The organism is Streptomyces sp. NPDC046870 (assembly GCF_040704595.1).
In the GTDB taxonomy this organism is placed as follows: Bacteria; Actinomycetota; Actinomycetes; order Streptomycetales; family Streptomycetaceae; genus Streptomyces; species Streptomyces argyrophylli.
Map to the genome: position 1 here is coordinate 325,585 of NZ_JBEYXM010000004.1, position 26,348 is coordinate 351,932.

Genomic DNA, 26,348 nt, shown 5'->3' on the forward strand with positions numbered 1-26,348 from the left:
AGGCCATCAACGCGGACGGTGAGGGTAGGCGGTAGGGACCATCCGTTGGCACGGTAGTGCCGGTCCGTACGAAAGTGGTGCCCGTTCCATGGCCGAAACCCGGGATGTCGTCGAGCTGATCCTGAAGGACCACCGCCGCATGGAGGACCTGTTCCGCCTCATGCGCAGCGTGGAGGCCGACCGTGCGGCCGCGCTGGAGGAGTTCGCGGACCTGCTGGTCGCGCACGCGCTGGCCGAGGAGGCCGAGGTCTACCCCGCCCTGAAGCGGTACAAGAACATCGACGACGAAGAGGTCGAGCACGGCGAGCACGAGCACGACGAGGGCAACGAGGCCCTGCTGGAGCTCCTGGAGGTCGAGGAGGTCGGCTCCGAGGAGTGGGACGAGAAGCTGGAGGCGCTGGTGGAGGCCGTCACCCACCACGCCGACGAGGAGGAGCGCACGATCCTCAACGGCGCGCGCGAGAACGTGGCGGCGGAGCGGCGCGAGGAGCTGGGCACGGCCTTCTGGGAGGAGCGTGAGCGTCAGCTGAAGTCCGGGTGCGGCTCGGTCGACAACGTGCGCCGGATCGTGAAGTCGTCCTGACGCGCGCCCGCGGGGCCGGGGCTCAGGGGCCCGGCCCCGGGTCCGGCTTGACGGCGCGGCCCAGACCGGCCCGGGCCGCTTCCAGCTGCGCGGCGAACGCGATGCCGAGGAACAGGGCGATCCCCGTCAGGTTGGCCCACAGCAGCAGGGCCACGAAGGCCGTGAGCGGCCCGTACACGGCGCCGAAGGAACCGCTGCGGGAGACGTAGAGCGTCAGCAGCCAGGTCGCGGTGACCCACAGCACCAGGTGGACGGCGGAACCGAACGCCAGCCAGGTGTACCCGGGCTGGTCCCGGCGCGGCGACCAGCGGAAGATGACGGCGGAGGCGATCCAGGCGAGGGCCGTTCCCACGGGCACCTCCAGGGCGCCCCACCACGCCGGGGGCCGGGAGGTGCCCAGCGCCTCGGCCGTCGCGGCGGTCACGGCCCGGCCGGCGACCAGGACCAGGAAGCCCAGGACCATGGGGACGCCGGCGGCGAAGGCGAGCAGCACGGCCCGGCCGTACTTCCGTGGGAAGGGCCGGTCCCGTTCGATGCCGTAGATCCGGTTGGCGCCGCGTTCCACCTGGCCCATGGCGGAGGCCAGGTTGAGGACGGAGAAGGCGAGGCCCAGGCACAGCGCGACGGTGCTCCACGCGTCGGAGCCGGCGGTGCGGCGGGTGCCGCGCAGCGCCTCGCGGACCACGTCGGCGCTGGCGCCCGGCACGATCCTGCCCAGGGTCAGCTCGATGATCCGCCCCACGCTCTCCGTGTGCGCGGCCGTGGCGAGGCCGACGAGCGCGATGGTGAACGGCACCAGGCCCAGCACGATCTGGAAGCCGAGGGCGCGGGCGTTGGTGAAGCCGTCGGCGTAGCGGAACCGGGAGAAGGCGTCGAGCAGCAGGCGCGTGCCCCCGTAGCGGCGCAGCGCGGTGAAGGCCTCGTCGCCGGAGAGCTCGTCGCCGATCATGTCCCGGGTCTGCGGGACGTGCACCACCGTTCCCATGGTCCGGGTCCCTCCTCAGCTGTGGCGGCGGCCGGCCGGCACCGCGGGGTCCGGGTGGTTCCCGGGTCCGCCGCCCGGTCCGGCCAGCGGGGTCGGCGACAGGGCCGTGGGTTCCTCACCCGGTTCGAGCAGGGTGTCCGCCGCGCCGACGATCAGCGGGTCGGGGGTGCCGACCGCCCCGTGGTCCTTGGCGGGGTAGTCGAAACGGTCCAGGAGGCTGCGCATCGCCTCCAGCCGGCCGCGCCGCTTGTCGTTGTTCTTCACGACCGTCCAGGGGGCGTGCGCGGTGTCGGTCGCCCGGAACATGTCGACCTTGGCCGCGGTGTACTCGTCCCAGCGGTCGAGCGAGGCCAGGTCGGTGGGGGAGAGCTTCCAGCGGCGCACCGGGTCGACCTGCCGTATGGCGAACCGGGTCCGCTGCTCGGCGCGGGACACCGAGAACCAGAACTTGACCAGCAGGACGCCGTCGTCGGTGAGCAGCCGCTCGAACAGCGGGGCCTGCCGCAGGAACTGCCGGTGCTCGGCCTCCGAACAGAACCCCATGACCCGCTCGACGCCGGCCCGGTTGTACCAGGACCGGTCGAAGAAGACCATCTCCCCGCGGGCCGGCAGGTGCGTGACGTACCGCTGGAAGTACCACTGCCCCGCCTCCCGCTCGGTCGGCTTGTCCAGCGCCACCACGCGCGCTCCCCGCGGGTTCAGCCGCTCGGTGAACCGTTTGATGGTGCCGCCCTTGCCGGCCGCGTCCCGCCCCTCGCACACCACGACGATCCGCTGCCCCGTGTCCTTCACCCAGCGCTGGAGCTTGAGGAGTTCGATCTGGAGGATCCGCTTGGTCCGCTCGTACTCGCGCCGGCCGATCAGGTGGTCGTAGGGGTGGTTCTCCCGCCAGGTCCCGACCGGCCGGCCGCCGGCGTCCAGCAGCACCGGCCGTTCCGGCTGCCGGTCGTCCACCTCGAACCCGCGCAGCAGGTCGTCCTCGCCCGCCGTGTCCCGGGTCTCCCGTGCCTCCGTCGCCCGCCCGTGCTCGGCCACGACACCACCTTTCCGCCTCGCCCCGCGCCGGGGCCGCCCCGCCCCGGTCTCCTCACACGTGCCCGCCCGGACGGGTCCCAGACGCCTGTACCGTCGCTGGGGTCGTTCCTTCCCGTGCCGGACGAGACAGAGAGGCGATCACATGGCCGAACTGCGCCTGGGACCGCTGCTGAGGTACACCGACGGCTCCCGCGCCTCCGTGTGGGTCGAGACGAGCGCGCCCTGCACGGCCGAGGTGCGCTGTTCCGACGGCGCGGGCGGCACGGCCCCCACCTTCCAGGTGGCCGGGCACCACTACGCGCTCGTCACGGTGACCGGACTGCAACCGGGCACCTCGCCCTCCTACCAGGTGCTCCTGGACGACACCCCGGTGTGGCCCCTGCCCGACTCCCGCTTCCCGCCCTCCGTCATCCGCACGCCCGGCGCCGGCGACACCGTCCGCGTCACCTTCGGGTCGTGCCGCTGGGCCGCGCCCCCGGCGGACGGCAAGGACCCGGTCGGCCCCGACGCCCTCGACACCCTGGCCCGCCGGCTGTCGGACGACCCCGGCGCCGAACGCCCCGACGTCCTGCTGCTCCTGGGCGACCAGATCTACGCGGACGAGACCTCCGAGGAGACCCGGCGCTGGCTGGCCGGCCGCCGGAACCTGGACGAGCCGCCCGGCGGCCAGGTCGCCGACTACGAGGAGTACTGCCACCTCTACTACGAGTCCTGGCTCGACCCGGAGGTCCGCTGGCTGCTGTCCACCGTGCCCAGCTTCATGATCTTCGACGACCACGACATCGTGGACGACTGGAACACCTCCGCCTCCTGGCTCGCCGACATGCGCGCCACCGACTGGTGGCAGGAACGGCTGCTGAGCGGCCTGATGTCCTACTGGGTCCACCAGCACATCGGCAACCTCTCCCCCGCCGAACTGGCCGACGACCCGACCTGGGCCGCGGTACGCGCCACCCCGGACGGCACGAAGGCGCTGCGCGCGCTGGCCGAACAGGCCGACGCCGACTCCTCCACGGTCCGCTTCAGCTACCGGCGCGACTTCGGCCGGGTCCGGGTGGTGATGGTCGACTCCCGGGCCGCGCGGGTCCTGGAGGAGGGCCGCCGCTCCATGCTGGACCCGGGCGAGGCCGACTGGCTGCGCGCACAGGTCCTGGGCGACGAGGGTGCCTACGACCACCTCCTGATCGGCACCTCCCTGCCCTGGCTGCTGCCGCACCTGGTGCACGACGCCGAGGGCTGGGACGCGGCCCTGTGCGCCGGGGAACGCGGCGACCGCTGGGCCCGCTTCGGCGAGTGGCTGCGCCGCGGGGCCGACCTGGAGCACTGGGCGGCCTTCCCCCGCTCCTTCGCCGACCTCGCCGGCCTCATAGCCGAGGCCGCGACGGCACCGGGCGCCCCGGCGAGCGTGTGCGTGCTGTCCGGGGACGTGCACCACGGTTACGTCGCCGAGGCCACCTGGCGCTCCGGCGACCTCGGCGTCCCCGTCGTCCAGCTCACCTGCTCACCCGTGCACAACTCCGTGCCGGCGGCCATGCGGGTCGGCTTCCGCGTCGGCTGGAGCGCGCCGGCCCGCGTCCTGGGCCGCCTCCTCGCCCGGCACGGCCGCACGCCCAAGCCGCCGGTGCGGTGGCGCAAGCGGGGTGGGCCGTGGTTCGGCAACCAGCTCATGACGCTGACGCTGCGCGGCCGTTCGGCCCGCCTGCGCCTGGAACGCACCGGCAAGGAGGCGAGCCTCGAAACGGTCCACGAGGCGAGCGTCACCGGTTGATTCAGCGCCGGGCGGCGTACGTGACGAACTCCGTCCAGGTGGCGGGGGCGACGGTGAGGAGGGGGCCGTCGTCCTGCTTGGAGTCGCGGATGTGGATGGTGGCGGGGGTGGGGGCGGCGACCCAGTCCAGGGCGACTTCGACGCAGGAGTCGCCTTCGTTGCCATCGCTGTAGCTGCTCTTGAACCAACGGATCATGTCTCTCCCAGCAGTTGCTCGATGAAGGCCAACGACTCCCTCGGGGGGAGAGCCTGAGCCCGGATCGTGCCATACCGCAGTTCCAGGACGCGGACCTGCCTCAGGTCAGAGACCAGGCGACCGTTGAAGGCCCCGTCCGAGCGGCCCGTTGCCGTGCCGTCCGCGAACTTCAGCACCTCGATCCTGCCATCCAGTCCGGGATGAACTTCGCTGTGCAGTGGCATGACCTGGAGTGAGACGTTGCGCAAGTGCCCGACTTCCAGGAGCCGTTCAAGCTGTCGTCGCCACACCATTCTCCCGCCGAGGGGGCGTCGTACCAAAGCCTCTTCCAGCACGAAACTGAGGGCAGGCGCCGGGTCCCGCTCGAAGATGGACTGTCGGGCCATGCGCGCGGCCACCAGGCGCTCGACCTCGCCCTGCGAGTAGGGAGGCTGCCGTGACTCGAAGGCGACGCGTGCATGCTCGGGCGTCTGCAGCAAGCCGTTGATGCTGTTGCAGACGTACACCCCGATTTCCACCGCCTTCGCCTCCACCTCCGCCAAAGCCCGAACCTTCTTCGGATAGCGGACCTTCTCCACGTCCTCCTTCATCGCCGCGAGCAACCCACCCGCGTCGAGAACCTTGTCCGCCTTGTCCAGGTACTCCGGCCGAGGAATCCGCTTGCCCGACTCGACCTTGTAGACCATGTCCTCGCTGTAGCCCACGGCCTTGGCGAAGTCGGCGGCGCGCAGCGCCACCGCTTCCCGGCGCAGCCTGAGTTGGCGGCCGACGGTGGCGATGACGGCGACACCCCACTCGTCGTCCGGCTCGACCTCCCAGCCCGGCTCCTCTTCCTCACCCACGCCGCACCACCCCCTTCCCGACATGCCCGGACACCACCGGACACGCGCTGGACAGTGACCCTACGCAACCGCGTCGTCACTGTTCAGGAGTAACAGGCACAGCCACCCTGAGTGATGTGAACCAGGAAATCTCCACCCACATCTCCACCCCCGTCCCGCACTTCACGGTGCGGCTCTCCCCCACGCCCCGCGGGGCCCGTCTGGCCCGGCTGCTCGCCAGGGAGCAACTGCGGTCCTGGGGGCTGCCGTTGGACCCGGCGGAGCTGATCGTGGCCGAGCTCGCCGCCAACGCGGCCGGTCATGGCCGGGTGGCCGGACGGGACTTCCGGCTGACGCTGTACGCCGTCGGGGACACGCTCCGCATCGAGGTGACCGACACGCGCGGTGACCGGCTGCCCGAGTTGGTCCGTTCCGAACCGGACGCCGAGGGCGGGCGGGGGCTGCTCCTCGTGGAGGCGCTGGCGGAGCGCTGGGGTACGGCGCCGGGGCCCGCGCCGCGCAAGACGGTGTGGGCCGAGGTGCGCGTGAGGGGTCAGGAGTGTCCGAGTTCCGCCGTCTCGTCGTCACCGGTCTCCGGTACCGAACCGGAGTCGCGGGCCGGGCGGAGCGGGAAGGCGTCGACCCGGGTCTCGTCGACGACCGGCGGGGCCGGCTGCGGGGGCTTGGGCATGACCGCCGCCTCCGAGTGGCCGCCGCAGCCGTAGGCGAGGGAGACCACGCGGCCGTCGGCCGGGGAGAACTCGTTGGCGCAGACGCCGAAGGCCTGGCCGAGGGAGCCGCCGATGGGGGTGAGGAAGCCGCAGCTCATGCAGGTGGCGGGGGCGGCCTGGGCCATCGGCGTCTTCGGGCCGAAGGCTTCTTCCCAGCGGTCGGCGGCACTGTGCAGGCCGTAGCGGGACAGGACGCGGGCGCGGCGCATGCCCAGTTCCTCGGCGACGGACGCGATGGAGCCGCGGGAGGGGGCCGTCGGCTGCGCCGCCGGGGCGCCCGGCGTGACGTCGGCGTCCTCCGCCTCCGCCAGTTCCCGCATCTCCTCGGACACCGCCGAGTTCGGCGGCGGCTCGTCCTCGCCCGTGTAACCGGGCTCCAGGCGCAGGTCCTCCTGGTCGGTGGGGAGCAGGTCGCCGGGGCCGAGGTCGCCGGGGCGCAGGCGCTCGCTCCACGGGACCCACTCGGGGGCGAGGAGGGCGTCGGGGCCGGGCAGCAGGACGACCTCGTCGAGCGTGACGACCTTGGCGCGGGATGCGCGGGCCACCGTCACCGCCCAGCGCCAGCCGCGGTAGCCCAGCTCCTCGCACGCGAAGAAGTGCGTGACGACGCGGTCGCCCTCCGACACCAGGCCGGCGTGCTCGCCGACCACGCCGGGCGCGGCGGCCTCCTCGGCGGCGGAGCGGGCGAGGTCGACGGCCTCGGCGCACAGGCGGTCGGGGGTGCGGCTTCGCGTGGTCGCTGCGCTCACAGGTATCGCTTCTCTCCTACGCCGTCTCGTCGAGTGCGGCTGCCTCCGGCGGTTTCGCCGACGGAGCGGACCTGGGGACCGCATCGACGTCTGCATCCGCGCGCCTGGGCGCACCTCTGCCATCCATTCTGCGTTATGGCTGAGATAGGCACGCTACACCGGACGGGATTCATGCATATTCCCACCCGCCCCTCTGCCTGCGCCGACCGGGGTCGTGAGCCGCCACACCCGTCCGATCCGCACTATCCGGCCGGATCTCGGGGCACTATGAACGTCGTGGCAGCCGCGGACAGGGCGAATGGTCGGGGCGGCGGTTCGGGCCGGGTGGGTGGTGCCGTCCGCTCGGTCGGCCGTGCCCTGCAGTTTCCCGTGACCGGCACGGCCCGCGGCATCCGCAGGGCCACGCACGCGCACGGCGCGGGCGAGTCGGGTCTGGGCAAGCTGATCGAGCTGCACGCGGTGAACGGCGCGGGGGACGTCATGGTCACCGTGGCGCTCGCGTCCACGGTGTTCTTCTCGGTGCCGACCGACGAGGCGCGCGGCCGGGTCGCCCTCTACCTGGCGATCACCATGGCGCCCTTCACGGTCCTCGCGCCCGTGATCGGCCCCCTCCTGGACCGGCTGCCGCACGGGCGGCGGGCCGCGATGGCCGGGGCGATGCTGGCACGGGCGCTGCTCTCGCTGATCATCTCCGGGGCGGTGGCGAGCGGCAGCCTGGAGCTGTATCCGGCCGCGCTGGGCGTGCTGGTGGCGTCCAAGGCGTACGGGGTGGTCCGCAGTGCCGTCGTGCCGCGGCTGCTGCCGCCGCGGTTCTCGCTCGTGAAGGCCAACTCCCGGGTGACCCTCGCCGGGCTGCTGGCCACCGGTGCCGCCGCGCCGGTCGCGGCGGGGCTGCACGCCCTCGGCGATCCGTGGCCGCTCTACGGCGCCTTCGTGATCTTCGTCGGCGGTACGTTCCTGTCGTTCTCCCTGCCGCCCAAGGTCGACTCGGCCAAGGGCGAGGACGTGGCGCTGCTCGCGGCCGACGAGCAGCATCTGCACGGGCCGCACCGGGGGCAGCTCAAGCGGCCGGGGCTGCGGACGGTCGGGCCGGCCGTCACGCACGCGCTCGGCGCCAACGCCGCCCTGCGCTGCCTGTCCGGCTTCCTGATCTTCTTCCTCGCCTTCCTGCTGCGCGAGCACCCGCTGACCGGGGAGAGCGCGGCGGTGTCGCTGGGGATAGTGGGCGTCGCGGCCGGGGCGGGCAACGCCCTCGGCACGGCCGTGGGCGCCTGGCTGAAATCCCGGGCGCCGGAGATCATCATCGTGACCGTCGTGGCGGTGGTGCTCGGCACGGCGGTCGTCGCGGCGATCCTCTTCGGGGCGTTCCTGGTGGCCTGCCTGGCCGCGGTCGCCGGGTTCGCGCAGGCGCTGGCCAAGCTGGCGCTGGACGCGCTGATCCAGCGGGACGTGCCCGAGCTGGTGCGCACCTCGGCGTTCGCCCGCTCCGAGACGCTGCTTCAGATGGCGTGGGTGTTCGGCGGCGCGGTCGGCATCGTGATGCCGCTCAACGGCACGGTCGGGCTGCTGGTCGGCGCCGTGTTCGTGGCCGTCGGCTGGCTGAGCACGCTCAAGGGGCTGCTCGCCTCGGCCCGGCAGGGCGGCCGGACCCGGACCCGGGTGGCGTGACGCCGTGGGGGGTGCGGGCACGCGTGGCGTAACGAACCGGGCACGCCGTACCCCACGTGGGGGGACGACTCGGGGCGCCCGATAGCCTTCGGCCATGACCACGCTGCCCCGCGGCGAAGCCGCTGATGTACCCCGCGTTGCGCGACGCCGCCGCGTCGTCGCCGTCGCCGGCGCCGTTTCCGCCGGACTGCTCGTCCTGTCGGCCTGTGACAAGCCGAGCCCCGTCGCGACGATCACCGTCGGCGGGGACTCGGTCAACTCCGAGGCCGTCTGCTACAACGACGGCAAGGCGCTGGACGAGAAGGCGCTGAAGGAGTGCGTCAAGAACGCCGACGACGTCAAGTCGCTCAAGGTCGGCCAGGACGAGACCGTCCGCATCGGCGTCGACCCGAAGATCGCGGACGCGGGCTGGATCGTGCTGGTCAACGGCCGCCAGTTCAGCGACTCCAGCAAGGAGACGTACCGCACGATCCCGAGCAGCGCGTTCTTCAACGTCCAGTACGGCACCCAGGGCAACACCAACACCCTGTCGATCCGGATGGGCGAGAACACGAACAAGGGCATGTGGTCCTTCAAGCTGAAGAAGGCCTGATCACGACGTCCCTTCCGGTCCCGGTCCTCGTCGCCACCGCGGTCCCCGTCGAGCGGGACGCGGTGGCCGGGGCGCTGCCCGGACCGGCCGAGGAGGTACGGCTGCCGGGCGCGTCCCTGGTCCGTACGGCCGCGGGCTGGGACCTGGTCGCCGCCGGCGTCGGCCCGGCGCTCGCCGCCGCCACGACCGCCGGCGCCCTCACCGCCGCCGCGCTGGCCGGCCGCCCCTACGGTCTGGTCGTCTCGGCCGGGATCGGCGGCGGTTTCGCGCCCGGGGCGCCGCTTGGCTCACTCGTCGTCGCGGACGCGATCACCGTCGCCGACCTCGGCGCCGAGACCGCCGACGGGTTCCTGCCGGTCACCGAACTCGGATTCGGGACCGTCACCCACCGGCCGCCGGAATCACTCGTACGAGTCGTGTCCGAGGCCACCGGTGCCCGGACCGGCACGATCCTGACCGTCTCCACGGTGACCGGCACCGCCGCCCGCGCCGCCGCCCTGCGCGACCGGCACCCCGGCGCGCTCGCCGAGGGCATGGAGGGGTTCGGGGTGGCGGAGGCCGCCGCCGCGCACGGGGTGCCCGTGCTGGAGATCCGCGCGATCTCGAACCCGGTCGGGCCCCGCGACCGCGCCGCCTGGCGCATCGGTGACGCCCTCGCCGCCCTCACCGGGGGCTTCGGGAAGCTCGCGCCCGCATTGGAGAGTTGGAACGCACATGACCGCTGAACCGCTGCAGATCGCGTACTCCCCCTGCCCGAACGACACCTTCGTCTTCGACGCCCTCGCGCACGGCCGCGTCCCCGGCGCCCCCGCGCTGGACGTGACCTTCGCCGACATCGACATCACCAACGGCATGGCCGAGCGCGGCGAGTTCGACGTGCTGAAGGTGTCGTACGCCGTCCTGCCGTACGTCCTCGGCGAGTACGCGCTGCTGCCGTGCGGCGGTGCGCTGGGCCGGGGCTGCGGACCGCTGGTGCTCACCCGGGAGGCGGATGTCGACCTCACGGGGCGTACGGTCGCGGTGCCGAGCGAGAAGTCGACCGCGTACCTGCTGTTCCGGCTGTGGGCCGCCGACACCCTGTCGGGAGTGGGCGAGATCGTGGTCATGCCGTTCCACGAGATCATGCCGGCCGTGCGGGACGGCAAGGTGGACGCGGGCCTGGTCATCCACGAGGCCCGCTTCACCTACCAGAACTACGGACTGCACAAGCTCGCCGACATGGGCGAGCACTGGGAGCACACCACCGGGCTGCCGATCCCGCTGGGCGCGATCATCGCCAAGCGGTCCCTGGGCGCCGAGCGGCTCGGCCGGCTCGCCGACGCCGTCCGGGCCTCCGTGCGCGCCGCGTGGGACGACCCGGAGGCCTCCCGGCCGTACGTCATGGAGCACGCGCAGGAGATGGACCCGGCCGTCGCCGACCAGCACATCGGGCTGTACGTCAACGAGTTCACGGCCGGTCTCGGCGAGGACGGCTACGCGGCGGTCCGGGGCCTTCTCACCCGCGCGGCGGCCGAGGGACTGGTGCCGCCCCTCGGCCCCGACGCGCTCGCTTTCCCGTAATGCCGGCCGGATCTCCGGATACCGCTCAGACGTCCAGCTGATCGGCGACCGCGCGGAGCAGACCGGCGATCTTCTTGCCGGAAGCCTTGTCGGGGTAACGGCCCTTCTCCAGCATCGGCGTGATGTTCTCGAGAAGGGTCGTCAAATCCTGCACGATCGACGCCAGCTCGTCCGGCTTCTTGCGCTGGGCGGCGGCGACGGAGGGGGTCGGGTCGAGCACGATCACCGACAGCGCCTGGTCGCCGCGCTGACCGGCGACGACACCGAACTCCACGCGCTGTCCCGGCTTGAGCGCATCGACTCCGGCGGGGAGAACCGAGGAATGGACGAAGACGTCACCGCCGTCGTCGCGGGAGAGGAAGCCGAAGCCCTTCTCGCTGTTGAACCACTTGACCTTGCCGGTAGGCACGTCTGTCCTCGTCCTCGTATCTCGTCGGGAAAACTGCTTGGGAAACGGCTCTTGATAGCACTAGAGCGGGTCGACCACGACCCGCCGGTACCAAGGCTAATGGTCTTGGGGCGGGTGACAAGACGTCCCCCGGTTGTTCTCTCGCGCAGGGAACTACCCTGGTCCGGTGCGTGACAAAACCCAAACGAATTCCGCCGCGCCCGGTGACCGACTGATCCGCGCCGGTGCCGTCGTCTTCTTCCTCGGGGCCGTGGCCACCCTCGTCACGGTGGCCCCGCTCTTCCTCGGAGCGAAGCCTTTTCCGACCTACATGTTCGGTCTGAGCATGCTCATGGCCGTGGGATTCCTCGTGGCCGGCGCGGGTGTCCTGCGCTCCGTCGCCGCCGGGCGGCGTCAGGCCAGGGGTGCGGCGCCGGGCGCCTCACGGTAGCCGCCGAGCCACGCGGGGAACGCGGACAGGTCCGGCAGGACGACGTCCGCGCCGGCCGCGCGCAGCTCGTCGGCCGGGCACGGGCCGGTCGCCACGGCGACCGAGAACGCATCCGCCGCACGGGCGCCGCGGACGTCTCCGACGTGATCGCCGACGTACACGCCCGCGCCGTACTCGCGCAGCGCCGCCGCCTTCTGCTCGGCCCACAGGTCGCCGACGACCACGTCCGGCTCGATGCCGAGGTGGGCCAGGTGCAGCTTGGCGTTCGGCTCGTACTTCGCCGTCACCACCATCGTCCGCCCGCCGGCCGCCCGCACCGCCTCGATCGCCTCCCGGGCGCCGTCCATCGCGGGCGTCGCGGCGATGGCTATGGAGGGGTACATCTCCCGGTACAGGTCGGCCACCGCCGGCACCTCGTCGGCCGGGAACCAGTGGATCAGCTCCTCCGCGAGCGGCGGGCCCAGCCGGGTCACCGCCAGGTCGGCGTCGATGAACGTCCCCGTCCGCTCCGCCAGGGCCAGGTAGCAGGCACGGATGCCCGGGCGGGAGTCGATGAGGGTCATGTCGAGGTCGAAACCGACGGTCAGCGAGGAGGCCATGCGGGCCATTGTGCCGGGTGCCTCCGGCGGTTCGGCCGGGTGGGGTTGCGCCGCGGGGGTGCCCGTCGTGCGCCGGGTGCGGGTGCGTGGGGGCTGGTCGCGTAGTTCCCCGCGTCCCTTGGGCGGGTCAGCCGCCGCTTGCCGAAGAGTGCCGTGACTACCCCTTCCGCTGGGAGCGCCAGACCAGGTAGGCCGCCGACGCGAGCGCCGCGCCCCTGACCACCCACGGCCAGGTGGCGCTCACCGCGTCGTTCATGTGGCCCTCGGCGATCGGGGCGCCCCAGCGGCCCTCGTTGCGGCCCCACAGCCACACCAGTCCCGCCGCGACCGCCGTGCCCGGCAGGACCATCACCGCCCACTTGGTCTCGGCGGGGGTCAGCCGCCGGGAGCCGTAGGCGATGGCCCAGCCGAGGAGCAGCGCGAACCAGTTGCCGAGCACGGCACCGGCGACGAGCGCCGCGGCGGCCAGCAGCAGGAGGGGGTTGGACCAGCCGGCGGACGGGAGGGGAAGGAGACGGCGGCGGCGCTTGGCGGGCGCCGCTTCCGGTGCGGCCACGGCGGGCTCCGGCGCCGGCTCGGCCTTCTCGGCGGGAGCCGCCCGCGGGGGCCGTCTGAGCATTTCCGGGATCTCCACGCCGCCGACGAACCCCGGCACCGGGTCGGTGTCCCCGACGGGCCCCGCGGTGCCGACGCGCCACCAGTCGGGCGGTGCCGTGGCGTCCCCCAGCTCGTGCGCGGGGGCGAGGTGCGGCGGTGCCGCTGCGTCCCGCGCGGCCGGCGGCTCCGGCTCGGCGGGGCGCGGGCGCGGCACCACCCGGCGCAACCCCTTCGGCCGCTCCCGCCCGGCCGGCTCCGGCGCCCGCTCCCGCGAGGAGGGCTGCTCCGGTACGGCGGTGGGCGGGGTCTGCGGAAGGCCGCCGGTGCCGCCCGCCGCCGCGACCACCTCGTCCGGGCTGCCCAGGCGGTCCAGGATGCGGCGGACGGCGGCGGGCGAGTCCACCGTCGCCTGCGCCCGGTGCCGGTCGATCTCGTTCCGCAGCTCCGACACGAGCCGCATCCGCGTCGCCGACGGCAGCTGGCGCTGCTGGGCGATGTCTCCGACGCGGCTCAGATACTCGTAGACGACCTGGTCGCTCTCGATCCCCACGCGACCCCTCCGGGGTGACGCCGACTGATACTCCGTGAGGACCGTACCGCTTCTCGCGGATGCCCCAGGCATATGGAAGTCCGCTACCGTTGGCCGGATGAGCCCCGAGGCCCACTCAGCCCCTCGGTCCCTCGCGGAGGCGCTCCGCGCGCGGGACGACGCCTCCCTGGCCGCGCTGCTGCGCAGCCGCCCCGACCTCATCACCCCCGTCCCCACCGACCTCACCCAGCTCGCCACCCGCGCCGGCACCCGTGCCTCGGTGCTGCGCGCCCTGGAGCGGCTGGACCGGTTCGCGCTGCAGACGGCGGAGGCGCTGGCCGTGGCCCCGGACCCGGCGTCGTACGACACGCTGCTCGGTCTGATGGCCGGGGACACCGGCGACGAGACGGTCGCCCGCGCGCTGCCCCGGGCCGTCGCCACCCTGCGCGAGCAGGCGCTGGTGTGGGGCGGCGACGACCGGCTGCGGCTGGTGCGGACCGCCCGTGAGCTGCTCGCGCCGTCCGCGCAGCACCCGTCCCCGACCGGGCTGGGCCCGACCGTGCAGGAGGCCACCTCGGGCATGTCGCCGGGGCGGATCCAGGAGATCGTGACGACGGCCGGACTGCCCTCGACCCACGACTCGGTGTCCGCCGTGGCCGCGCTGACCGGGCTGTTCACCCACCGCAGGAAGATGGCGAAGCTGCTCGCCGAGGCCCCGGAGGCGGCCCGCGAGGTGCTGTCCCGGCTGGTGTGGGGGCCGCCGTACGGGCAGGTCACCGCAGATCCGGCGGCGCACCTGCGCTGGCTGCTGGACCGCGGTCTGCTGCTGCCGACTGCACCCGGCACGGTCGTGCTGCCCCGCGAGGTCGCCCTGCACCTGCGCGAGGGCCGCGCCCACCGCACGCCCGAGCCGCTGCCGCCCGCCGTGTCGCCGGCCGCGACCCACAGCCCGCAGGTGGTCGACGCGACGGCGGCCGGGCAGGCGTACACCGCGCTGGCCACCGTCGAGGAGCTGCTGAAGGACTGGGACGAGGGCGGGCCCGCGGTGCTGCGGGCGGGCGGGCTGAGCGTCCGTGACCTGAAGCGGACCGCCGTGGCACTGGACGTGTCCGAGCCGGTCGCCGCGTTCTGGGCCGAGCTGGCCTACGCGGCCGGCCTGATCGCCTCCGACGGCGAGGCCGACGAGCGGTACGCGGCCACCCCGGCCTACGACGAGTGGCTGGAGCTGCCCCCGGCCGAGCGCTGGGCCCGGCTCGCCCAGACCTGGCTGACGGCCACCCGGACGCCGGGGCTGGTCGGCGGGCGGGACGCCAAGGACCGGACGCTGTCGGCGCTCGGTCCGGGCCTCGACCGCTCCGCCGCGCCCGAGGTACGGCACCGGGTGCTGTCGCTGCTGGCCGCGCTGCCGCAGGGCGCGGCGCCGGACGCGGAGTCGGTGCTGGCCCGGCTGCGCTGGGAGCGGCCCCTGCGGGGTGCCCAGCGCGACGGCGCCCGCGACGACGACCTGCGCTCCCGGCTGGCCCGCTGGACCCTGTCGGAGGCGGAACTGCTGGGGGTGACGGGCCGGGGCGCGCTGTCGTCCCAGGGGCGCGCGCTGCTGGGGGCACCGGCTGCCCCCGCCACCCCGGGCACCGATCCCGCCGAGCCCACCGGCCCCGGTGACAAGCTTCCGGTGCACCACCACCGAATCCCCGAGCGGCCCGCGCCCCTCTCCCCCGCCGAGCGGGGCGTCGCGGCCGCCGCCGCTGCCCGGCTGCTCGCCCCCCTGCTGCCCGAGCCGCTGGACCACGTGCTGCTCCAGGCCGACCTGACGGCGGTGGCGCCCGGTCCGCTGCGGCGCCCGCTCGCGGACATGCTGGGGGTGCTCGCGGACGTGGAGTCCAAGGGCGGCGCGACCGTGTACCGGTTCACACCGGCGTCCGTCCGCCGTGCCCTGGACGCCGGCCGGACCGCCGCCGACCTGCACGCCTTCCTCGCCGAGCACTCCCGTACCCCGGTCCCGCAGCCGCTCGCCTACCTGATCGACGACGTGGCCCGCCGGCACGGCCACCTCCGGGTCGGCGCGGCCTCGGCGTACGTCCGCTGCGACGACGACGCCCTGCTGAGCGAGATCCTCGCCGACAAGCGTGCGGCGGCCCTGCGCCTGCGCCGCCTGGCACCGACCGTGCTGGCCGCCCCGGCCGACCCGGCGACGCTGCTGGAGGGGCTGCGCGCGATGGGGTACGCGCCCGCCGCCGAGTCCGCCGAGGGCGATGTCCTGATCACCCGGGCGCACGCCCACCGCACCCCGCCGCGCACCGCGCCCGAACCCGTGCCGGACGGCCCGCCGCCGCCCGACGCCACGCTGCTCACGGCGGCGATCCGCGCGATCCGGGCCGGTGACCTGGCCGCCACCACCCCACGCAAGCCCGTCGGCGAGCCCCTGGCGGGCGGCGAGCTGCCCCGCACCTCCGCCGCCGAGACCCTGGCCACCATGCAGGCGGCCGTCCTGACCGGCGACTCGGTGTGGATCGGCTACGTCAACGCCGAGGGCGCAGCCAGCCAGCGGGTCATCGCCCCGATCCGCGTGGAGGGCGGCTTCGTGACGGCGTACGACCACACGGCGGACGAGGTCCGGACGTTCCCGCTGCACCGGATCACCGGGGTCGCGGAGCTGGCGGACGACTGAGACGGACCGGGTGAGCGGGTCCGACAGTCCCCGACCGGTGTGTCCGCGGGAAGACCGAAGTGGGCGCGGGCGGCGCTCTCCAGGGTGTCGGAGGGGATCGTGTCGTCCAGGGCGGCCCGGGCCAGGAAGCCGAAGTGGGCCTCGGTCCAGTCCGCGTTCCCGGCGCCGTCCGGCGGTGCCTCGCGCGAGAGAACCCGGTAACCGCCGTCCGGGTCCCGTTCCAGCCGCAGCACCTGCGGGCCCTTCCCGCCGCCGCACTCCACCAGGCCGCCGCCGCGCACCCCGTACTCCAGGCACAGCGTGTCGACGCCCGCGCGCACCTCGCCGCCGCGCTCCGCCACGTCGAGCGCCTCGGCCCGGCAGAACCAGCGCGCGTGCAGTGCGGGCACGTCCTCGCCGTAGCCGGTGCCGTGGCTGTCCGCCGCGAGCCGGGCCTCGACGACCGGCCGTATCTCCTCCCACAGCCGGGTGTCGACGGTTCCCTGCCGCATCGCCCAGGTACCGGTGGCCACCAGGACCACCACCGCTCCGGTGCCGACGGCCCATCTGCGTGCCGACATCCCTGAACTCCTCACCCGGCCGCGCGCCCGCGCCGCCTTGTCGTGTGTCAGGACTCGCGGCGGGGCGCGCAGGTTGCACCGCGCGTCCGCTGCCGCCGCCGATCTTGCGGCCGTGGAGCCCCGGGGCCGCATGAGGCACACTGGACGTTTGGCCGTCATGGAAAGGGTGCCGCGCGTGAATGGTCCGCTGATCGTCCAGTCCGACAAGACCCTGCTCCTGGAAGTCGACCACGAGCGGGCCGACGACTGCCGGCGGGCCATCGCGCCCTTCGCCGAGCTGGAGCGGGCACCCGAACACATCCACACCTACCGGGTGACCCCGCTCGGGCTGTGGAACGCGCGCGCCGCCGGGCACGACGCGGAGCAGGTCGTGGACGCCCTGGTGCAGTACAGCCGCTACCCCGTGCCGCACGCGCTGCTCGTGGACATCGCCGAGACGATGGACCGCTACGGCCGCCTCACCCTGTCCAAGGACCCCGCGCACGGGCTGGTCCTGACCACCACCGACCGGCCGGTGCTGGAGGAGGTGCTGAAGTCCAAGCGGATCGCCCCGCTGGTCGGCGCCCGGATCGACCCGGACACCGTGGCCGTGCACCCCTCCGAGCGCGGGCAGATCAAGCAGACGCTGCTGAAGCTGGGCTGGCCGGCCGAGGACCTCGCCGGGTACGTCGACGGTGAGGCGCACCCGATCGAGCTGCTGGAGGACGGCTGGACGCTGCGCCCGTACCAGAAGCAGGCCGTGGAGAACTTCTGGCACGGCGGCAGCGGGGTCGTCGTGCTGCCCTGCGGCGCCGGGAAGACGCTGGTCGGGGCCGGGTCCATGGCCCAGGCGAAGTCGACCACGCTGATCCTCGTCACCAACACCGTCTCCGCCCGGCAGTGGAAGCACGAGCTGGTGAAGCGGACCTCGCTGACCGAGGACGAGATCGGCGAGTACAGCGGGACGCGGAAGGAGATCCGGCCGGTCACCATCGCGACCTACCAGGTGCTGACGACCAAGCGGAAGGGCGTCTACCCGCACCTGGAGCTGTTCGACTCCCGGGACTGGGGCCTGATCGTCTACGACGAGGTGCACCTGCTGCCCGCGCCCGTCTTCAAGTTCACCGCCGATCTCCAGGCACGGCGGCGGCTCGGGCTCACGGCCACCCTCGTGCGCGAGGACGGCCGCGAGTCGGACGTGTTCTCCCTCATCGGGCCCAAGCGGTTCGACGCGCCCTGGAAGGAGATCGAGGCGCAGGGCTACATCGCGCCCGCCGACTGCGTCGAGGTGCGGGTCAACCTGACCGACTCCGAGCGGCTGGCGTACGCGACGGCCGAGACGGAGGAGAAGTACCGCTTCTGTGCCACGACGGCGACCAAGCGGAAGGTCACCGAGGCGATCGTCCGCCGGTTCGCCGGGCAGCAGATCCTCGTCATCGGGCAGTACATCGACCAGCTGGACGAGCTGGGCGAGCACCTGAACGCCCCGGTGATCAAGGGCGAGACCTCCAACGCGCAGCGCGAGAAGCTCTTCGACGCGTTCCGCGAGGGCGAGATCAGCGTGCTGGTGGTGTCGAAGGTCGCCAACTTCTCCATCGACCTGCCCGAGGCCACGGTCGCCATCCAGGTGTCCGGCACCTTCGGCTCCCGGCAGGAGGAGGCCCAGCGGCTCGGCCGGGTGCTGCGTCCCAAGGCCGACGGCCACCAGGCCCACTTCTACTCGGTCGTCGCCCGCGACACCATCGACCAGGACTTCGCCGCCCACCGGCAGCGTTTCCTGGCCGAGCAGGGGTACGCCTACCGGATCGTCGACGCGGACGAGATCCTGGCCGAGAGCTGATCCGTCAGGCCGTGTGGACCTCCAGGGCGGCGCGCACGGCGGACTCCAGGGCTCCCTCGATCCACGCCGGTTTGACGGAGGTGTGGTCGCCCGCGAAGTGCAGGGGGCCCTCGGGCTCCGGGATGGACGGCAGCAGTTCCGTGTGCTGGCCGGGCAGGAGCACGGACGCCTCACCGTAGGCGTAGGGGTCGCGCAGCCAGCTCTGGGTGCGGCCCGCGCCGGTGTAGAAGACCTCGATGCGCTGGCCGTAGACCTCCTGGAGGCCGCACAGGGCGTGCGGGTAGCGGGCGTCGTCGTCGAGGGAGTCCCAGCGCAGGGCGTCGTCCGCCCAGCTGTAGGAGGCCAGGACGACCCCGCCCTCGCTGCCGGGGACCGGGTGGGACGGGTGGTACATGAAGCGGTTGGCGTTGTCCGACACCGAGCCGCCGCCGATGACGCCGGCCGCCTCCGGCTGGTCCCGGCCGACGGCGCGGTTGGCGGCGTAGTGCACGCGCTGGCCGGGGGTGATGTGCCCGCGCGGGACGGAGGGGTGCGCGCCGAGCAGGCGGCCGTCGCCGGGCGTCCGTCCGGTGCGGTAGGCGTCGTAGAGGCCGGGGTCGACGCGGTTCAGCTCCCGCTTCCAGTCGGCCTCGTCGAACTCCCACCAGCGGCGGCTGAACTCCAGCAGCACCTTGGTCGCGCAGTCGTAGTGCAGTTCGGTGATCGCGCGGCGCTTGGTGTACGACATCAGCGGGCTGATCCGCACGTGCCGCAGCCCGGAGAAGGGCACGGTCACCACGGCCGCGTCCGCGGTGAACTGCTCCCGCACGACCCGGCCCCCGCGCCCCTCGGAGACGGTGTCCACCCACACGTGGGGTCCCTTGGCGTGGACGTGCCGCGTGTCGCCGCCGGTCCGGCCGGGGTCGTAGTACTCGATCCGGGTGACCCGCCGGTCGAACCGCACGGTGTCGCGGACCTTGGCCAGCAGGGCGTCCGGCAGGACGGCCGTGCCGCCCTCCAGCTCCCAGAACGCGGTGTCCGGGCTGATCAGGGAGGAGCCGATGAAGCTGTGGACGAAGGACAGGGGCAGCCGTGAGGTGAGGTTCTCTACGGTGCCGATGAGGTCGACCGTCCGCTCGTCCAGGCCCGCGTGCTCGGTCAGGAAGCGGAACATCGACCAGTCGCCGAAACGCTGGATCACCCTGGCCCAGCCCCGCACCCGTTCGGGCAGCGGCTTGTCGACGCGCTTGCCGTCCGGGCCGACGGTGCTGAACTCGTCGCGCACCGGGTCGAGGACCGAGCGCAGGATGGCGGCGGCCGGTGTGTCCCAGTGGGCGCGCGGGACGCCGAAGGAGCGGTTGACGCGCCGGGGTGCGCGGGCGTAGTCGGCGCGCCGCATCCGGATGCCGTTGACGTGGATCCAGGTGTGGGAGGCCGGGCGTCCCTCCGCGTCGACGTCGACGTAGTAGAACGGCCGCTTCTTCAGGCCCAGTTGGCCGATGAGGTCCATCACCAGCGGGTGGCTGCCGGGCAGCCGCATCGCGCCGGCCTCGGCGTACTGCCGGGGGTCGGCGAAGGGCTGTACCGCCTTCTCGTGGCCGCCGCGGCGGAAGGTCTTGATGCGTCCGCCCGCCCGGTTGCCGTTGGCCTCCAGGACGGTCACGCGGTGTCCGGCCCGCTTCAGCAGCCAGGCCGTGACGAGGCCGGCCGGGCCCGCGCCGATGACGAGGACGTTCTTCGAACCGCCCGCCCGCCGTCGCGGGAGGCCGTCCTTGAGCACCCGCCGGTAGCCGGGGACGAGGGGCCGGTCGCCGGAGTCCACGACGAGCAGGGCCCGTGCGGCGGCGAGGCAGCGGTCGAAGTCCGGGCCATGCGCGCTGGAGGGGGCCTCCGGGGCGGGGGCCCGAGGGGGCGCCGCGGCGGGCAGGGCCGCCGCGCTGCCCGCGCCGAGGAGGGTGGCCGCGGTGGTCGTGCCGACGGCGGTCGTGAGCGTACGCCTGGTCAGGCCGCCGTCGCCGGCGCCCGCCTGGTGGTCTTCGGTCATGGCGAACTTCTACTGGCCCGCGGGGCCGCCGCGCCCCGGGTCGCGGCGAATGGGCACGGACGGGCGAAACCCGCCGTTCAAACCGGTGCGGCAGGGGTGCGCGGGGGCACGCCGCGGTGGTCCGGCCGCACCCGATTACGGCGAAGGGATGAATCGCGCTCCGTGCCGCGCGCCGCGGGGCGCCGGGTCAGGACACTGCCGCCTACAGGCCCGTGCGCGGAGGGGGAACAAGGTGGAACAGCGGGGTCCCGGGGTGGGTGCGCGAGCGCGGTACTGGTTCGACACGACCCTGGCGCGCGGCACCTCGGCCCTGGTCGGCTGGCTGGTGGCGGTCTGCCTGGCGCTGGTCGTCCCCGCGAGCGCGGTACTGGTGTGGACCGCTCCGCACCCTCCGGCCGGCCTCTCCGGGAAACTGGCGCAGGTCTGGCGCCTGACCGGGGAGACGCTGCGGCTGGGCGGCACCACCGGCAGCCCGGTGCGGGTGCTGCTGTCGGTGCTGCTGGCCCTCGTCGCCCTGGTGTACGTCTCGACCCTCGTCGGCCTCATCACCACCGGGCTGACCGAGCGGCTCATCGCCCTGCGGCGTGGCCGCTCCACGCTGGTGGAGCACGGGCACGTGGTGGTCCTGGGCTGGTCGGAGCAGGTGTTCACGGTGGTGGGCGAACTGGTCGCGGCGGGCGCCAACCAGCGGCGTCCGGCCGTGGCCGTCCTGGCCGACCGGGACAAGACGGCCATGGAGGAGGCCCTGTACAGCAAGGTGGGACCCACCGGCCGGACCCGGCTGATCTGCCGCAGCGGTCCGTCGACCGATCCGGCCGTGCTGGCGCTGACCAGTCCGGCCACGGCCGAGTCGGTGCTCGTGCTGCCGCCCGACGACCCGCGCGGCGACGCGGACGTGGTCAAGACCCTGCTGGCCCTGCGGGCGGCGGTGTCCGGGGACGACGCCACCGCGCCCGTGGTGGCCGCGGTGCGGGACAGCGCCTACCTGCTCGCGGCCCGTCTGGCCGCGGGAGAGCGCGGCATCGTCGTGGAGAGCGACACCGTCACCGCCCGGCTCATCGCCCAGGCCGCGCGCCGCCCGGGGCTGTCCCTCGTCCACCGCGAACTCCTCGACTTCGCCGGGGACGAGTTCTACCCGGCCTCACACCCGTCGCTGGTCGGCCGGGACTTCGGTGACGTGCTGCTCTCCTACGGCAACGCGTGCGCGGTGGGGCTGATCCGTGCCGACGGGCCCTGGCTGAACCCTCCGGCGGGGACGGTGATCGGGCCGGACGACCGGATCATCGTCATCGCCGCCGACGACGACACCGCCGAACTCGCCGACTGCACACGGTGGGTCGAGGAGCGGCTCATCGCGGCCCCCCGGCCGCGGGAGACCCGGCCGGAGCGGGTGCTGGTGCTGGGCTGGAACCGCCGGGCGCCGCTCATCCTCCGGGAGTGGGGCCGCAACGCACCGCCCGGCTCCGTCGCCGACGTGGTGACGGAGGAGGACGGGGTGACCGTGCGGACGGCCTGCGGCACCGGCGGGGCCCACTGGAGGTGTGTGCACCGCGGGGGCGACACCACCCGGCCGGAGACGCTGTACGGCCTGGACATCGCCTCCTACGACAGCGTCATCGTGCTCGGCCGGGACCCGCGGCCCGGGGAGCCCCCGGAGGAGCCGGACAACCGCACGCTCGTCACCCTGCTCGTGCTGCGCCACCTCGAACAGCGGATCGGCCGGGAGCTGCCGGTGGTCACCGAACTCACCGACGACGGCAACCGGCCCCTCGCACCGCTCGGCCCCGGAGCCGACGTGATCATCAGCGGCAAGCTGGTCGGGCTGCTGATGGCGCAGATCTCCCAGAACCGCCACCTGGCGGCGGTGTTCGACGAGCTGTTCTCGGCCGGCGGCACCCAGGTCCATCTGCGGCCGGCCGCCGACTACGTGCTGCCCGGCCAGGAGGCGTCGTTCGCCACGGTCGTGGCCGCGGCGCGCGGCCGGGGCGAGTGCGCCATCGGGTACCGCAGCCACGCCGACACCGGCCGCGCCCCCGGCTACGGGCTGCGCGTCAACCCGCCCAAAGCCGAACGCCGGTGCTGGACCACCGGTGACGAGGTCGTCGTCATCGCCGGCGCCGACGACGGCCACGGCCGCGCGAGCGGCGGGCGCGTCCCGAGGAGCCGGGACGCGCGGGACGAACGGCACGACGGCCACGGCCACGGCGACGGCCGCTCGGGAGGGGGCGCCCGCGCCGGGGACGGCACGGACCCTCCGACGGGGTGACGCCGGACCGGATGGCCGGCCCCTTCACCGGGGACCGGAGGCCGGGGCCGGTGCACAGCGGCCGGCCACGCTGTCGTACGACACCAGCAGCCCCAGCGCCAGCAGGGGGTACGCGGCCGCCAACGGCTGCTGCCACCAGGGCAGTTGCAGATCGCGGGCGCCTTCGTGGGGCACCAGCCACATCGTGCGGGCGGTGAAGACCAGGGCCACCAGTACGGCCGTACGGGCGCGGCCCTCCGCCAGCAGCACGGCGAGCAGCGGCACGCACCACACCCAGTGGTGGGTCCAGCTGATCGGGCAGACCAGCAGGGCCGTGCCCGCGGTCAGCAGGATGCCGTAGCTCTCCCGGCGGGCCCGCGCGGCCAGCCCCAGGCCCACCACGGCGACCACCACCGCCACCGGCGCCCAGGCCAGGCCCGGCGCGGGGTCGCCCAGCGCCCGGGCGACCAGCCCGCGCAGGGACTGGTTGTCCACGATCCACGCCTTGCCCACCCGGCCGGTCTCGTACAGCCGCCGGGTCCAGAAGTCCGCGCTCGCCGAGGGCAGCAGGACGGCGCCGAGCGCGACCGTCCCCGCGAAGGCCGCCCCCGCCGTCGCCGCCTCCCGCACCCGGCCGCGCACGAGCAGGTACGCCATGAACACGGCCGGGGTGAGCTTCAGCCCGGCCGCCATGCCGAGGGCCACGCCCTTGGCGCGGGCACCCGCCGGGCGGGTCAGGTCCCACAGGACGAGACAGGCGAGGGCCAGGTTGATCTGCCCGAACAGGAGCGTCTGGAAGACCGGTTCCAGCCACAGGGCGAGGGCCGTCGCCGCGCAGAGCGGGGCCGGGCGGAGGGGCCGGGAGGCCAGGCGGGCGGAGAGGGCGACCAGAGTGGCGAGCAGCAGGACGTTGCCCGCGAGGAAGAGCGCCTTCAGGACCGGGACCGGGAGCCAGACCGCGGGGACGAACAGGATCGCCGCGAAGGGCGGATAGGTCGCCGGGAGGTGCCACTCGGTGACCGTGAAGCCGTACAGGTCGGTGCCGTGGACCACCGCCGCGCCCTCGGCCCGGTAGACGAGGAGATCGGCCATGGGCGCGCCGCGCAGGACGCACAGGGTGCCGAAGGCGGCGAGGGAGAGGGCGAGGAGGAGCAGGGCAGGGCAGGAGGGCGTCAACGTCCGTTTCCGCACGGACGCGACCCTATGCCGTCACTTGTGGTGTATGCCCGCTTCCTCGCCGTACTCGCCGAGGATGACGACGCTGAAGGCAGCCTCCAGGAACACCTTCACGGCGCGCAGGGCGTTGCCCAGCGGGTGGTGGTGGGGGCCGTCGACGGCCGTGGCGCCGGACGGGGGGCGGACGGATGCCGGTGTGATGCTTGCTGCGCTCATGTCTCCATGGTGGAACTGTGGACCCCTCGATCGCATCGGTCTGCGGGTCCAGACCTGGACGGCCTCGCGTAGACCTCCGGGTGGACACCGTCCCTGGACCTGAGACCCCCCGTCCCCTAGGGGACGGGCCGCGGGAGCGACGCCACCGGTGAGCCCCGGCGGTCGGCGTCGAGTCCCGGCACGCGCGGGGCGGGAAATCCATTGGCCCCGACCCCGCTCGTTCACCTAAAATCTCCGCTCTTGCCCGCCTCCCCCACGGAGTGCCGTCGCCCGGCCGGAAACCGGGCGGCATCGTCGTAGCCCGCAGCAGGCCAACCGGAGGCACCCCCTTGTCCACGCCCGCCCACGACCCGCTCGACGACCCCCTCGCCCGAGAGCGCTCCCACCTCGCCGCGTCCCGTGCCGCCCTGCGCGCCATGCGCGAGGACGTGGAGGCACTCGACATCAGCGACGTCACCGCCAACTGGGTCAACGCCGCGGTGCTCTCCCGCCAGATCGACGAGCGCATCAAGGCGCTGGCCGACCTCAGCGACACCCCGCTGTTCTTCGGCCGGCTCGACTACCTGCACGCCCCGGGCGCCGAGCGGGCCGAGGGCGCCGCGGGCGAGCGGTTCTACATCGGACGGCGGCACGTCCACGACGCCGACGGCGATCCCATGGTCATCGACTGGCGCGCACCGGTCTCGCAGCCGTTCTACCGGGCGTCAAAGAAGGACCCCATGGACGTCGGGCTGCGCCGCCGCTTCGGGTACACCGGCGGCGACCTGACCGCCTACGAGGACGAGCACCTCTCCGACCCCGCCGAGGCCGCCACCACCAGCAAGCTGCTCCAGCAGGAGATCGAGCGGCCCCGCGTCGGCCCGATGCGGGACATCGTCGCCACCATCCAGCCCGAGCAGGACGAGATCGTCCGCAGCGGGCTCGGCGGCACGGTGTGCGTGCAGGGGGGTCCGGGCACCGGGAAGACCGCCGTCGGCCTGCACCGGGTCGCGTACCTGCTCTACGCCCACCGGGAGCGGCTGGCCCGTACCGGCACGCTGGTCATCGGGCCGAACCGGTCCTTCCTGCACTACATCGAGCAGGTCCTGCCGGCGCTCGGCGAGCTGAGCGTGCGGCAGGCGACCGTGGACGACCTGGTCGCGCAGGTGGAGGTGCGCGGCACGGACGAGGCCGCCGCGGCGATCGTCAAGGGCGACGCCCGGATGGCCGAGGTCCTGCGGCGCGCGCTGTACTCCCACGTGACCGTGCCCAGCGAGCCGGTGGTGGTCGTGCGCGGGTCGCGGCGCTGGCGGGTGCCGGCGTACGAACTGGACGACATCGTCCGGGAGTTGCTGGACCGGGACATCCGCTACGGCGCGGCCCGCGAGGCGCTGCCGCAGCGGATCGCGCACGCGGTGCTGGTGCAGATGGAGCGGGCCGGGGAGGCCCCGGACGACCGGGTGCAGGACGCGGTCGCCCGCAACAGCGCGGTGAAGGGGGCCGTGAAGGCGGTCTGGCCGGCCGTCGACCCGGCCAAGCTGGTGCTGCGGCTGCTGACCGACGCGGAGTTCCTCGCCGAGCACGCGGACGGGCTCCTGGACGAGGACGAGCAGAAGACGATCCTGTGGGCGAAGCCGGTCCGCAGCGTGAAGGCGGCCAAGTGGTCGCCGGCGGACGCCGTGCTGATCGACGAGGCGGCCGATCTGATCCAGCGCACGCACTCGCTCGGCCATGTCGTCCTGGACGAGGCGCAGGACCTCTCCCCCATGCAGTACCGGGCCGTCGGCCGCCGCTGCACCACCGGCAGCGCGACCGTGCTGGGCGACCTCGCGCAGGGGACGACCCCGTGGGCGACCCGGAGCTGGGCGGAGGCACTGGCCCACCTCGGCAAGCCGGAGGGTGCCGTCGAGGAGCTGACGGCCGGTTTCCGCGTGCCGACGGACGTCATCGCGTACGCCTCCCGGCTGCTGCCGCACATCGCGCCCGGTCTCGCCCCGGTCGCCTCCGTCCGGGAGAACCCCGGGTTCTTCGAGGTGCGTACGGCCACGGGGGCGGCCGACGTCGTCGCCGCGTGCGCCGAACTGCTGCGCAACGAGGGCTCGACCGGCCTGATCGCCGCCGACGCCCGTGTCCCGGCGCTCGCCGAGGCCCTGACGGCGGCCGGCGTCTCGTACCTGGCCCCCGGTGAGGAGACCACCCGCGAGACCCGGCTGACCCTGGTCCCCGCGTCGCTCGCCAAGGGCCTGGAGTACGACTACGTGGTCCTCGACGAGCCGCAGGCCGTGGTGGACGGCGAGCCGGACGAACGCACGGGCCTGCGGCGCCTGTACGTTGCGCTGACCCGTGCGGTGTCGGGCCTGATCGTGACGCACACGGCACCTTTGCCGCCCCAGCTCGCCGAGTAGGCGGG

The 26,348-nt window shown here is 73.8% G+C and carries 22 protein-coding genes and 1 pseudogene; 12 read left to right on the forward strand and 11 right to left on the reverse strand.

What is annotated here, in order from left to right; translation table 11 throughout:
* The first annotated feature begins 88 nt into the window (after window positions 1-88).
* Window positions 89-583, forward strand: a complete 495-nt coding sequence (locus tag AB0946_RS12560) for a hemerythrin domain-containing protein (protein WP_366760541.1) — start codon at window positions 89-91, stop codon at window positions 581-583.
* Between the two features lie 22 nt (window positions 584-605).
* Here AB0946_RS12560 and AB0946_RS12565 read toward each other — a convergent pair whose 3' ends face one another.
* Together AB0946_RS12565 and ppk2 are read right to left on the reverse strand one after the other, a co-directional pair.
* Window positions 606-1,568, reverse strand: a complete 963-nt coding sequence (locus tag AB0946_RS12565) for a YihY/virulence factor BrkB family protein (protein WP_366760542.1) — start codon at window positions 1,566-1,568, stop codon at window positions 606-608.
* Between the two features lie 15 nt (window positions 1,569-1,583).
* Window positions 1,584-2,603: a polyphosphate kinase 2 gene (gene ppk2, locus AB0946_RS12570; RefSeq protein ID WP_366760543.1), complete on the reverse strand. Its 1,020-nt coding sequence runs from the start codon at window positions 2,601-2,603 to the stop codon at window positions 1,584-1,586.
* Between the two features lie 142 nt (window positions 2,604-2,745).
* On the opposite strand from ppk2, the gene AB0946_RS12575 reads away from it, so the two are divergent.
* Window positions 2,746-4,371 (forward strand): alkaline phosphatase D family protein, encoded by a 1,626-nt coding sequence (locus tag AB0946_RS12575; protein ID WP_366760544.1) that lies wholly within the window; start codon window positions 2,746-2,748, stop codon window positions 4,369-4,371.
* A gap of 1 nt (window position 4,372) precedes the next feature.
* Here the strand turns inward: AB0946_RS12575 and AB0946_RS12580 are convergent, their stop codons facing one another.
* Complete coding sequence (locus AB0946_RS12580; protein ID WP_366760545.1) at window positions 4,373-4,567, reverse strand: DUF397 domain-containing protein; 195 nt, start codon at window positions 4,565-4,567, stop codon at window positions 4,373-4,375.
* Window positions 4,564-5,433, reverse strand: coding sequence for a helix-turn-helix transcriptional regulator (locus AB0946_RS12585; protein WP_366760546.1), 870 nt, complete (start codon window positions 5,431-5,433; stop codon window positions 4,564-4,566). Before AB0946_RS12585 ends, AB0946_RS12580 begins: the two co-directional genes overlap by 4 nt.
* An 83-nt stretch (window positions 5,434-5,516) precedes the next feature.
* Between AB0946_RS12585 and AB0946_RS12590 the strand changes: the two are divergent.
* A pseudogene (locus AB0946_RS12590) lies at window positions 5,517-5,936 on the forward strand (ATP-binding protein); the annotation flags it as partial.
* A gap of 5 nt (window positions 5,937-5,941) precedes the next feature.
* Here AB0946_RS12590 and AB0946_RS12595 read toward each other — a convergent pair.
* Entirely contained in the window at window positions 5,942-6,868 is a 927-nt protein-coding gene (locus AB0946_RS12595) for a DUF3027 domain-containing protein (RefSeq protein WP_366760547.1), read from the reverse strand.
* Between the two features lie 267 nt (window positions 6,869-7,135).
* Here AB0946_RS12595 and AB0946_RS12600 point away from each other — a divergent pair, with 267 nt between their 5' ends.
* From AB0946_RS12600 to AB0946_RS12615, 4 genes are all read left to right on the forward strand, one after another.
* Window positions 7,136-8,536: an MFS transporter gene (locus tag AB0946_RS12600; protein ID WP_366760548.1), complete on the forward strand. Its 1,401-nt coding sequence runs from the start codon at window positions 7,136-7,138 to the stop codon at window positions 8,534-8,536.
* 94 nt (window positions 8,537-8,630) lie between these two features.
* The gene (locus AB0946_RS12605; protein WP_366760549.1) at window positions 8,631-9,128 is read left to right on the forward strand and encodes a DUF2771 domain-containing protein; all 498 of its coding nucleotides are present in this window, start codon (window positions 8,631-8,633) and stop codon (window positions 9,126-9,128) included.
* On the forward strand, window positions 9,101-9,853 hold the full coding sequence (locus tag AB0946_RS12610) for a futalosine hydrolase (RefSeq protein WP_366760550.1): 753 nt from the start codon (window positions 9,101-9,103) through the stop codon (window positions 9,851-9,853). Before AB0946_RS12605 ends, AB0946_RS12610 begins: the two co-directional genes overlap by 28 nt.
* Entirely contained in the window at window positions 9,843-10,688 is an 846-nt protein-coding gene (locus AB0946_RS12615) for a 1,4-dihydroxy-6-naphthoate synthase (RefSeq protein ID WP_366760551.1), read from the forward strand. The genes AB0946_RS12610 and AB0946_RS12615 overlap by 11 nt, the downstream gene beginning before the upstream one ends.
* Before the next feature lie 25 nt (window positions 10,689-10,713).
* On the opposite strand, the gene AB0946_RS12620 is transcribed toward AB0946_RS12615, so the two are convergent.
* A complete protein-coding gene (locus tag AB0946_RS12620) occupies window positions 10,714-11,097 on the reverse strand; it encodes a cold-shock protein (protein ID WP_014673396.1) in 384 nt (127 codons plus the stop codon).
* 166 nt (window positions 11,098-11,263) lie between these two features.
* Between AB0946_RS12620 and AB0946_RS12625 the strand changes: the two genes are divergently transcribed.
* Window positions 11,264-11,527, forward strand: coding sequence for a hypothetical protein (locus tag AB0946_RS12625; protein ID WP_030989395.1), 264 nt, complete (start codon window positions 11,264-11,266; stop codon window positions 11,525-11,527).
* Here the strand turns inward: AB0946_RS12625 and AB0946_RS12630 are convergent.
* Window positions 11,491-12,135 (reverse strand): HAD family hydrolase, encoded by a 645-nt coding sequence (locus AB0946_RS12630; protein ID WP_366760552.1) that lies wholly within the window; start codon window positions 12,133-12,135, stop codon window positions 11,491-11,493. The genes AB0946_RS12625 and AB0946_RS12630 overlap by 37 nt on opposite strands.
* A gap of 148 nt (window positions 12,136-12,283) precedes the next feature.
* A complete protein-coding gene (locus tag AB0946_RS12635) occupies window positions 12,284-13,273 on the reverse strand; it encodes a hypothetical protein (protein WP_366760553.1) in 990 nt (329 codons plus the stop codon).
* 97 nt (window positions 13,274-13,370) lie between these two features.
* Here AB0946_RS12635 and AB0946_RS12640 point away from each other — a divergent pair, with 97 nt between their 5' ends.
* Window positions 13,371-15,920, forward strand: a complete 2,550-nt coding sequence (locus AB0946_RS12640; RefSeq protein ID WP_366760554.1) for a helicase C-terminal domain-containing protein — start codon at window positions 13,371-13,373, stop codon at window positions 15,918-15,920.
* A 735-nt stretch (window positions 15,921-16,655) separates the two neighbouring features.
* Window positions 16,656-18,299 carry a DNA repair helicase XPB gene (locus AB0946_RS12645; protein WP_366760556.1) on the forward strand — a complete coding sequence of 548 codons (1,644 nt, stop codon included), beginning with the start codon at window positions 16,656-16,658 and terminating at the stop codon, window positions 18,297-18,299.
* A gap of 4 nt (window positions 18,300-18,303) precedes the next feature.
* Here AB0946_RS12645 and AB0946_RS12650 read toward each other — a convergent pair whose 3' ends face one another.
* On the reverse strand, window positions 18,304-20,322 hold the full coding sequence (locus AB0946_RS12650; protein ID WP_366760557.1) for an FAD-dependent oxidoreductase: 2,019 nt from the start codon (window positions 20,320-20,322) through the stop codon (window positions 18,304-18,306).
* Window positions 20,323-20,554: 232 nt separating this feature from the next.
* On the opposite strand from AB0946_RS12650, the gene AB0946_RS12655 reads away from it, so the two are divergent.
* Complete coding sequence (locus tag AB0946_RS12655; RefSeq protein ID WP_366760558.1) at window positions 20,555-22,588, forward strand: NAD-binding lipoprotein; 2,034 nt, start codon at window positions 20,555-20,557, stop codon at window positions 22,586-22,588.
* A gap of 24 nt (window positions 22,589-22,612) precedes the next feature.
* Here the strand turns inward: AB0946_RS12655 and AB0946_RS12660 are convergent, their stop codons facing one another.
* Both AB0946_RS12660 and AB0946_RS12665 read right to left on the reverse strand, forming a co-directional pair.
* On the reverse strand, window positions 22,613-23,758 hold the full coding sequence (locus AB0946_RS12660) for a glycosyltransferase 87 family protein (RefSeq protein WP_366760559.1): 1,146 nt from the start codon (window positions 23,756-23,758) through the stop codon (window positions 22,613-22,615).
* An 18-nt stretch (window positions 23,759-23,776) separates the two neighbouring features.
* The gene (locus tag AB0946_RS12665) at window positions 23,777-23,959 is read right to left on the reverse strand and encodes a hypothetical protein (RefSeq protein ID WP_366760561.1); all 183 of its coding nucleotides are present in this window, start codon (window positions 23,957-23,959) and stop codon (window positions 23,777-23,779) included.
* Between the two features lie 329 nt (window positions 23,960-24,288).
* Here AB0946_RS12665 and AB0946_RS12670 point away from each other — a divergent pair, with 329 nt between their 5' ends.
* A complete protein-coding gene (locus tag AB0946_RS12670; protein ID WP_366760563.1) occupies window positions 24,289-26,343 on the forward strand; it encodes a UvrD-helicase domain-containing protein in 2,055 nt (684 codons plus the stop codon).
* The last annotated feature ends 5 nt before the right edge of the window (window positions 26,344-26,348 follow it).

Excerpts from the sequence above, each read along its gene's own strand:
- AB0946_RS12560 (WP_366760541.1), top strand. The coding sequence starts at position 89 with ATGGCCGAAACCCGGGATGTCGTCGAGCTGATCCTGAAGGACCACCGC.
- AB0946_RS12565 (WP_366760542.1), bottom strand. The coding sequence starts at position 1,568 with ATGGGAACGGTGGTGCACGTCCCGCAGACCCGGGACATGATCGGCGAC.
- AB0946_RS12575 (WP_366760544.1), top strand. The coding sequence starts at position 2,746 with ATGGCCGAACTGCGCCTGGGACCGCTGCTGAGGTACACCGACGGCTCC.
- AB0946_RS12580 (WP_366760545.1), bottom strand. The coding sequence starts at position 4,567 with ATGATCCGTTGGTTCAAGAGCAGCTACAGCGATGGCAACGAAGGCGAC.
- AB0946_RS12585 (WP_366760546.1), bottom strand. The coding sequence starts at position 5,433 with ATGTCGGGAAGGGGGTGGTGCGGCGTGGGTGAGGAAGAGGAGCCGGGC.
- AB0946_RS12600 (WP_366760548.1), top strand. The coding sequence starts at position 7,136 with ATGAACGTCGTGGCAGCCGCGGACAGGGCGAATGGTCGGGGCGGCGGT.
- AB0946_RS12605 (WP_366760549.1), top strand. The coding sequence starts at position 8,631 with ATGACCACGCTGCCCCGCGGCGAAGCCGCTGATGTACCCCGCGTTGCG.
- AB0946_RS12615 (WP_366760551.1), top strand. The coding sequence starts at position 9,843 with ATGACCGCTGAACCGCTGCAGATCGCGTACTCCCCCTGCCCGAACGAC.
- AB0946_RS12630 (WP_366760552.1), bottom strand. The coding sequence starts at position 12,135 with ATGGCCCGCATGGCCTCCTCGCTGACCGTCGGTTTCGACCTCGACATG.
- AB0946_RS12640 (WP_366760554.1), top strand. The coding sequence starts at position 13,371 with ATGAGCCCCGAGGCCCACTCAGCCCCTCGGTCCCTCGCGGAGGCGCTC.
- AB0946_RS12650 (WP_366760557.1), bottom strand. The coding sequence starts at position 20,322 with ATGACCGAAGACCACCAGGCGGGCGCCGGCGACGGCGGCCTGACCAGG.
- AB0946_RS12665 (WP_366760561.1), bottom strand. The coding sequence starts at position 23,959 with ATGAGCGCAGCAAGCATCACACCGGCATCCGTCCGCCCCCCGTCCGGC.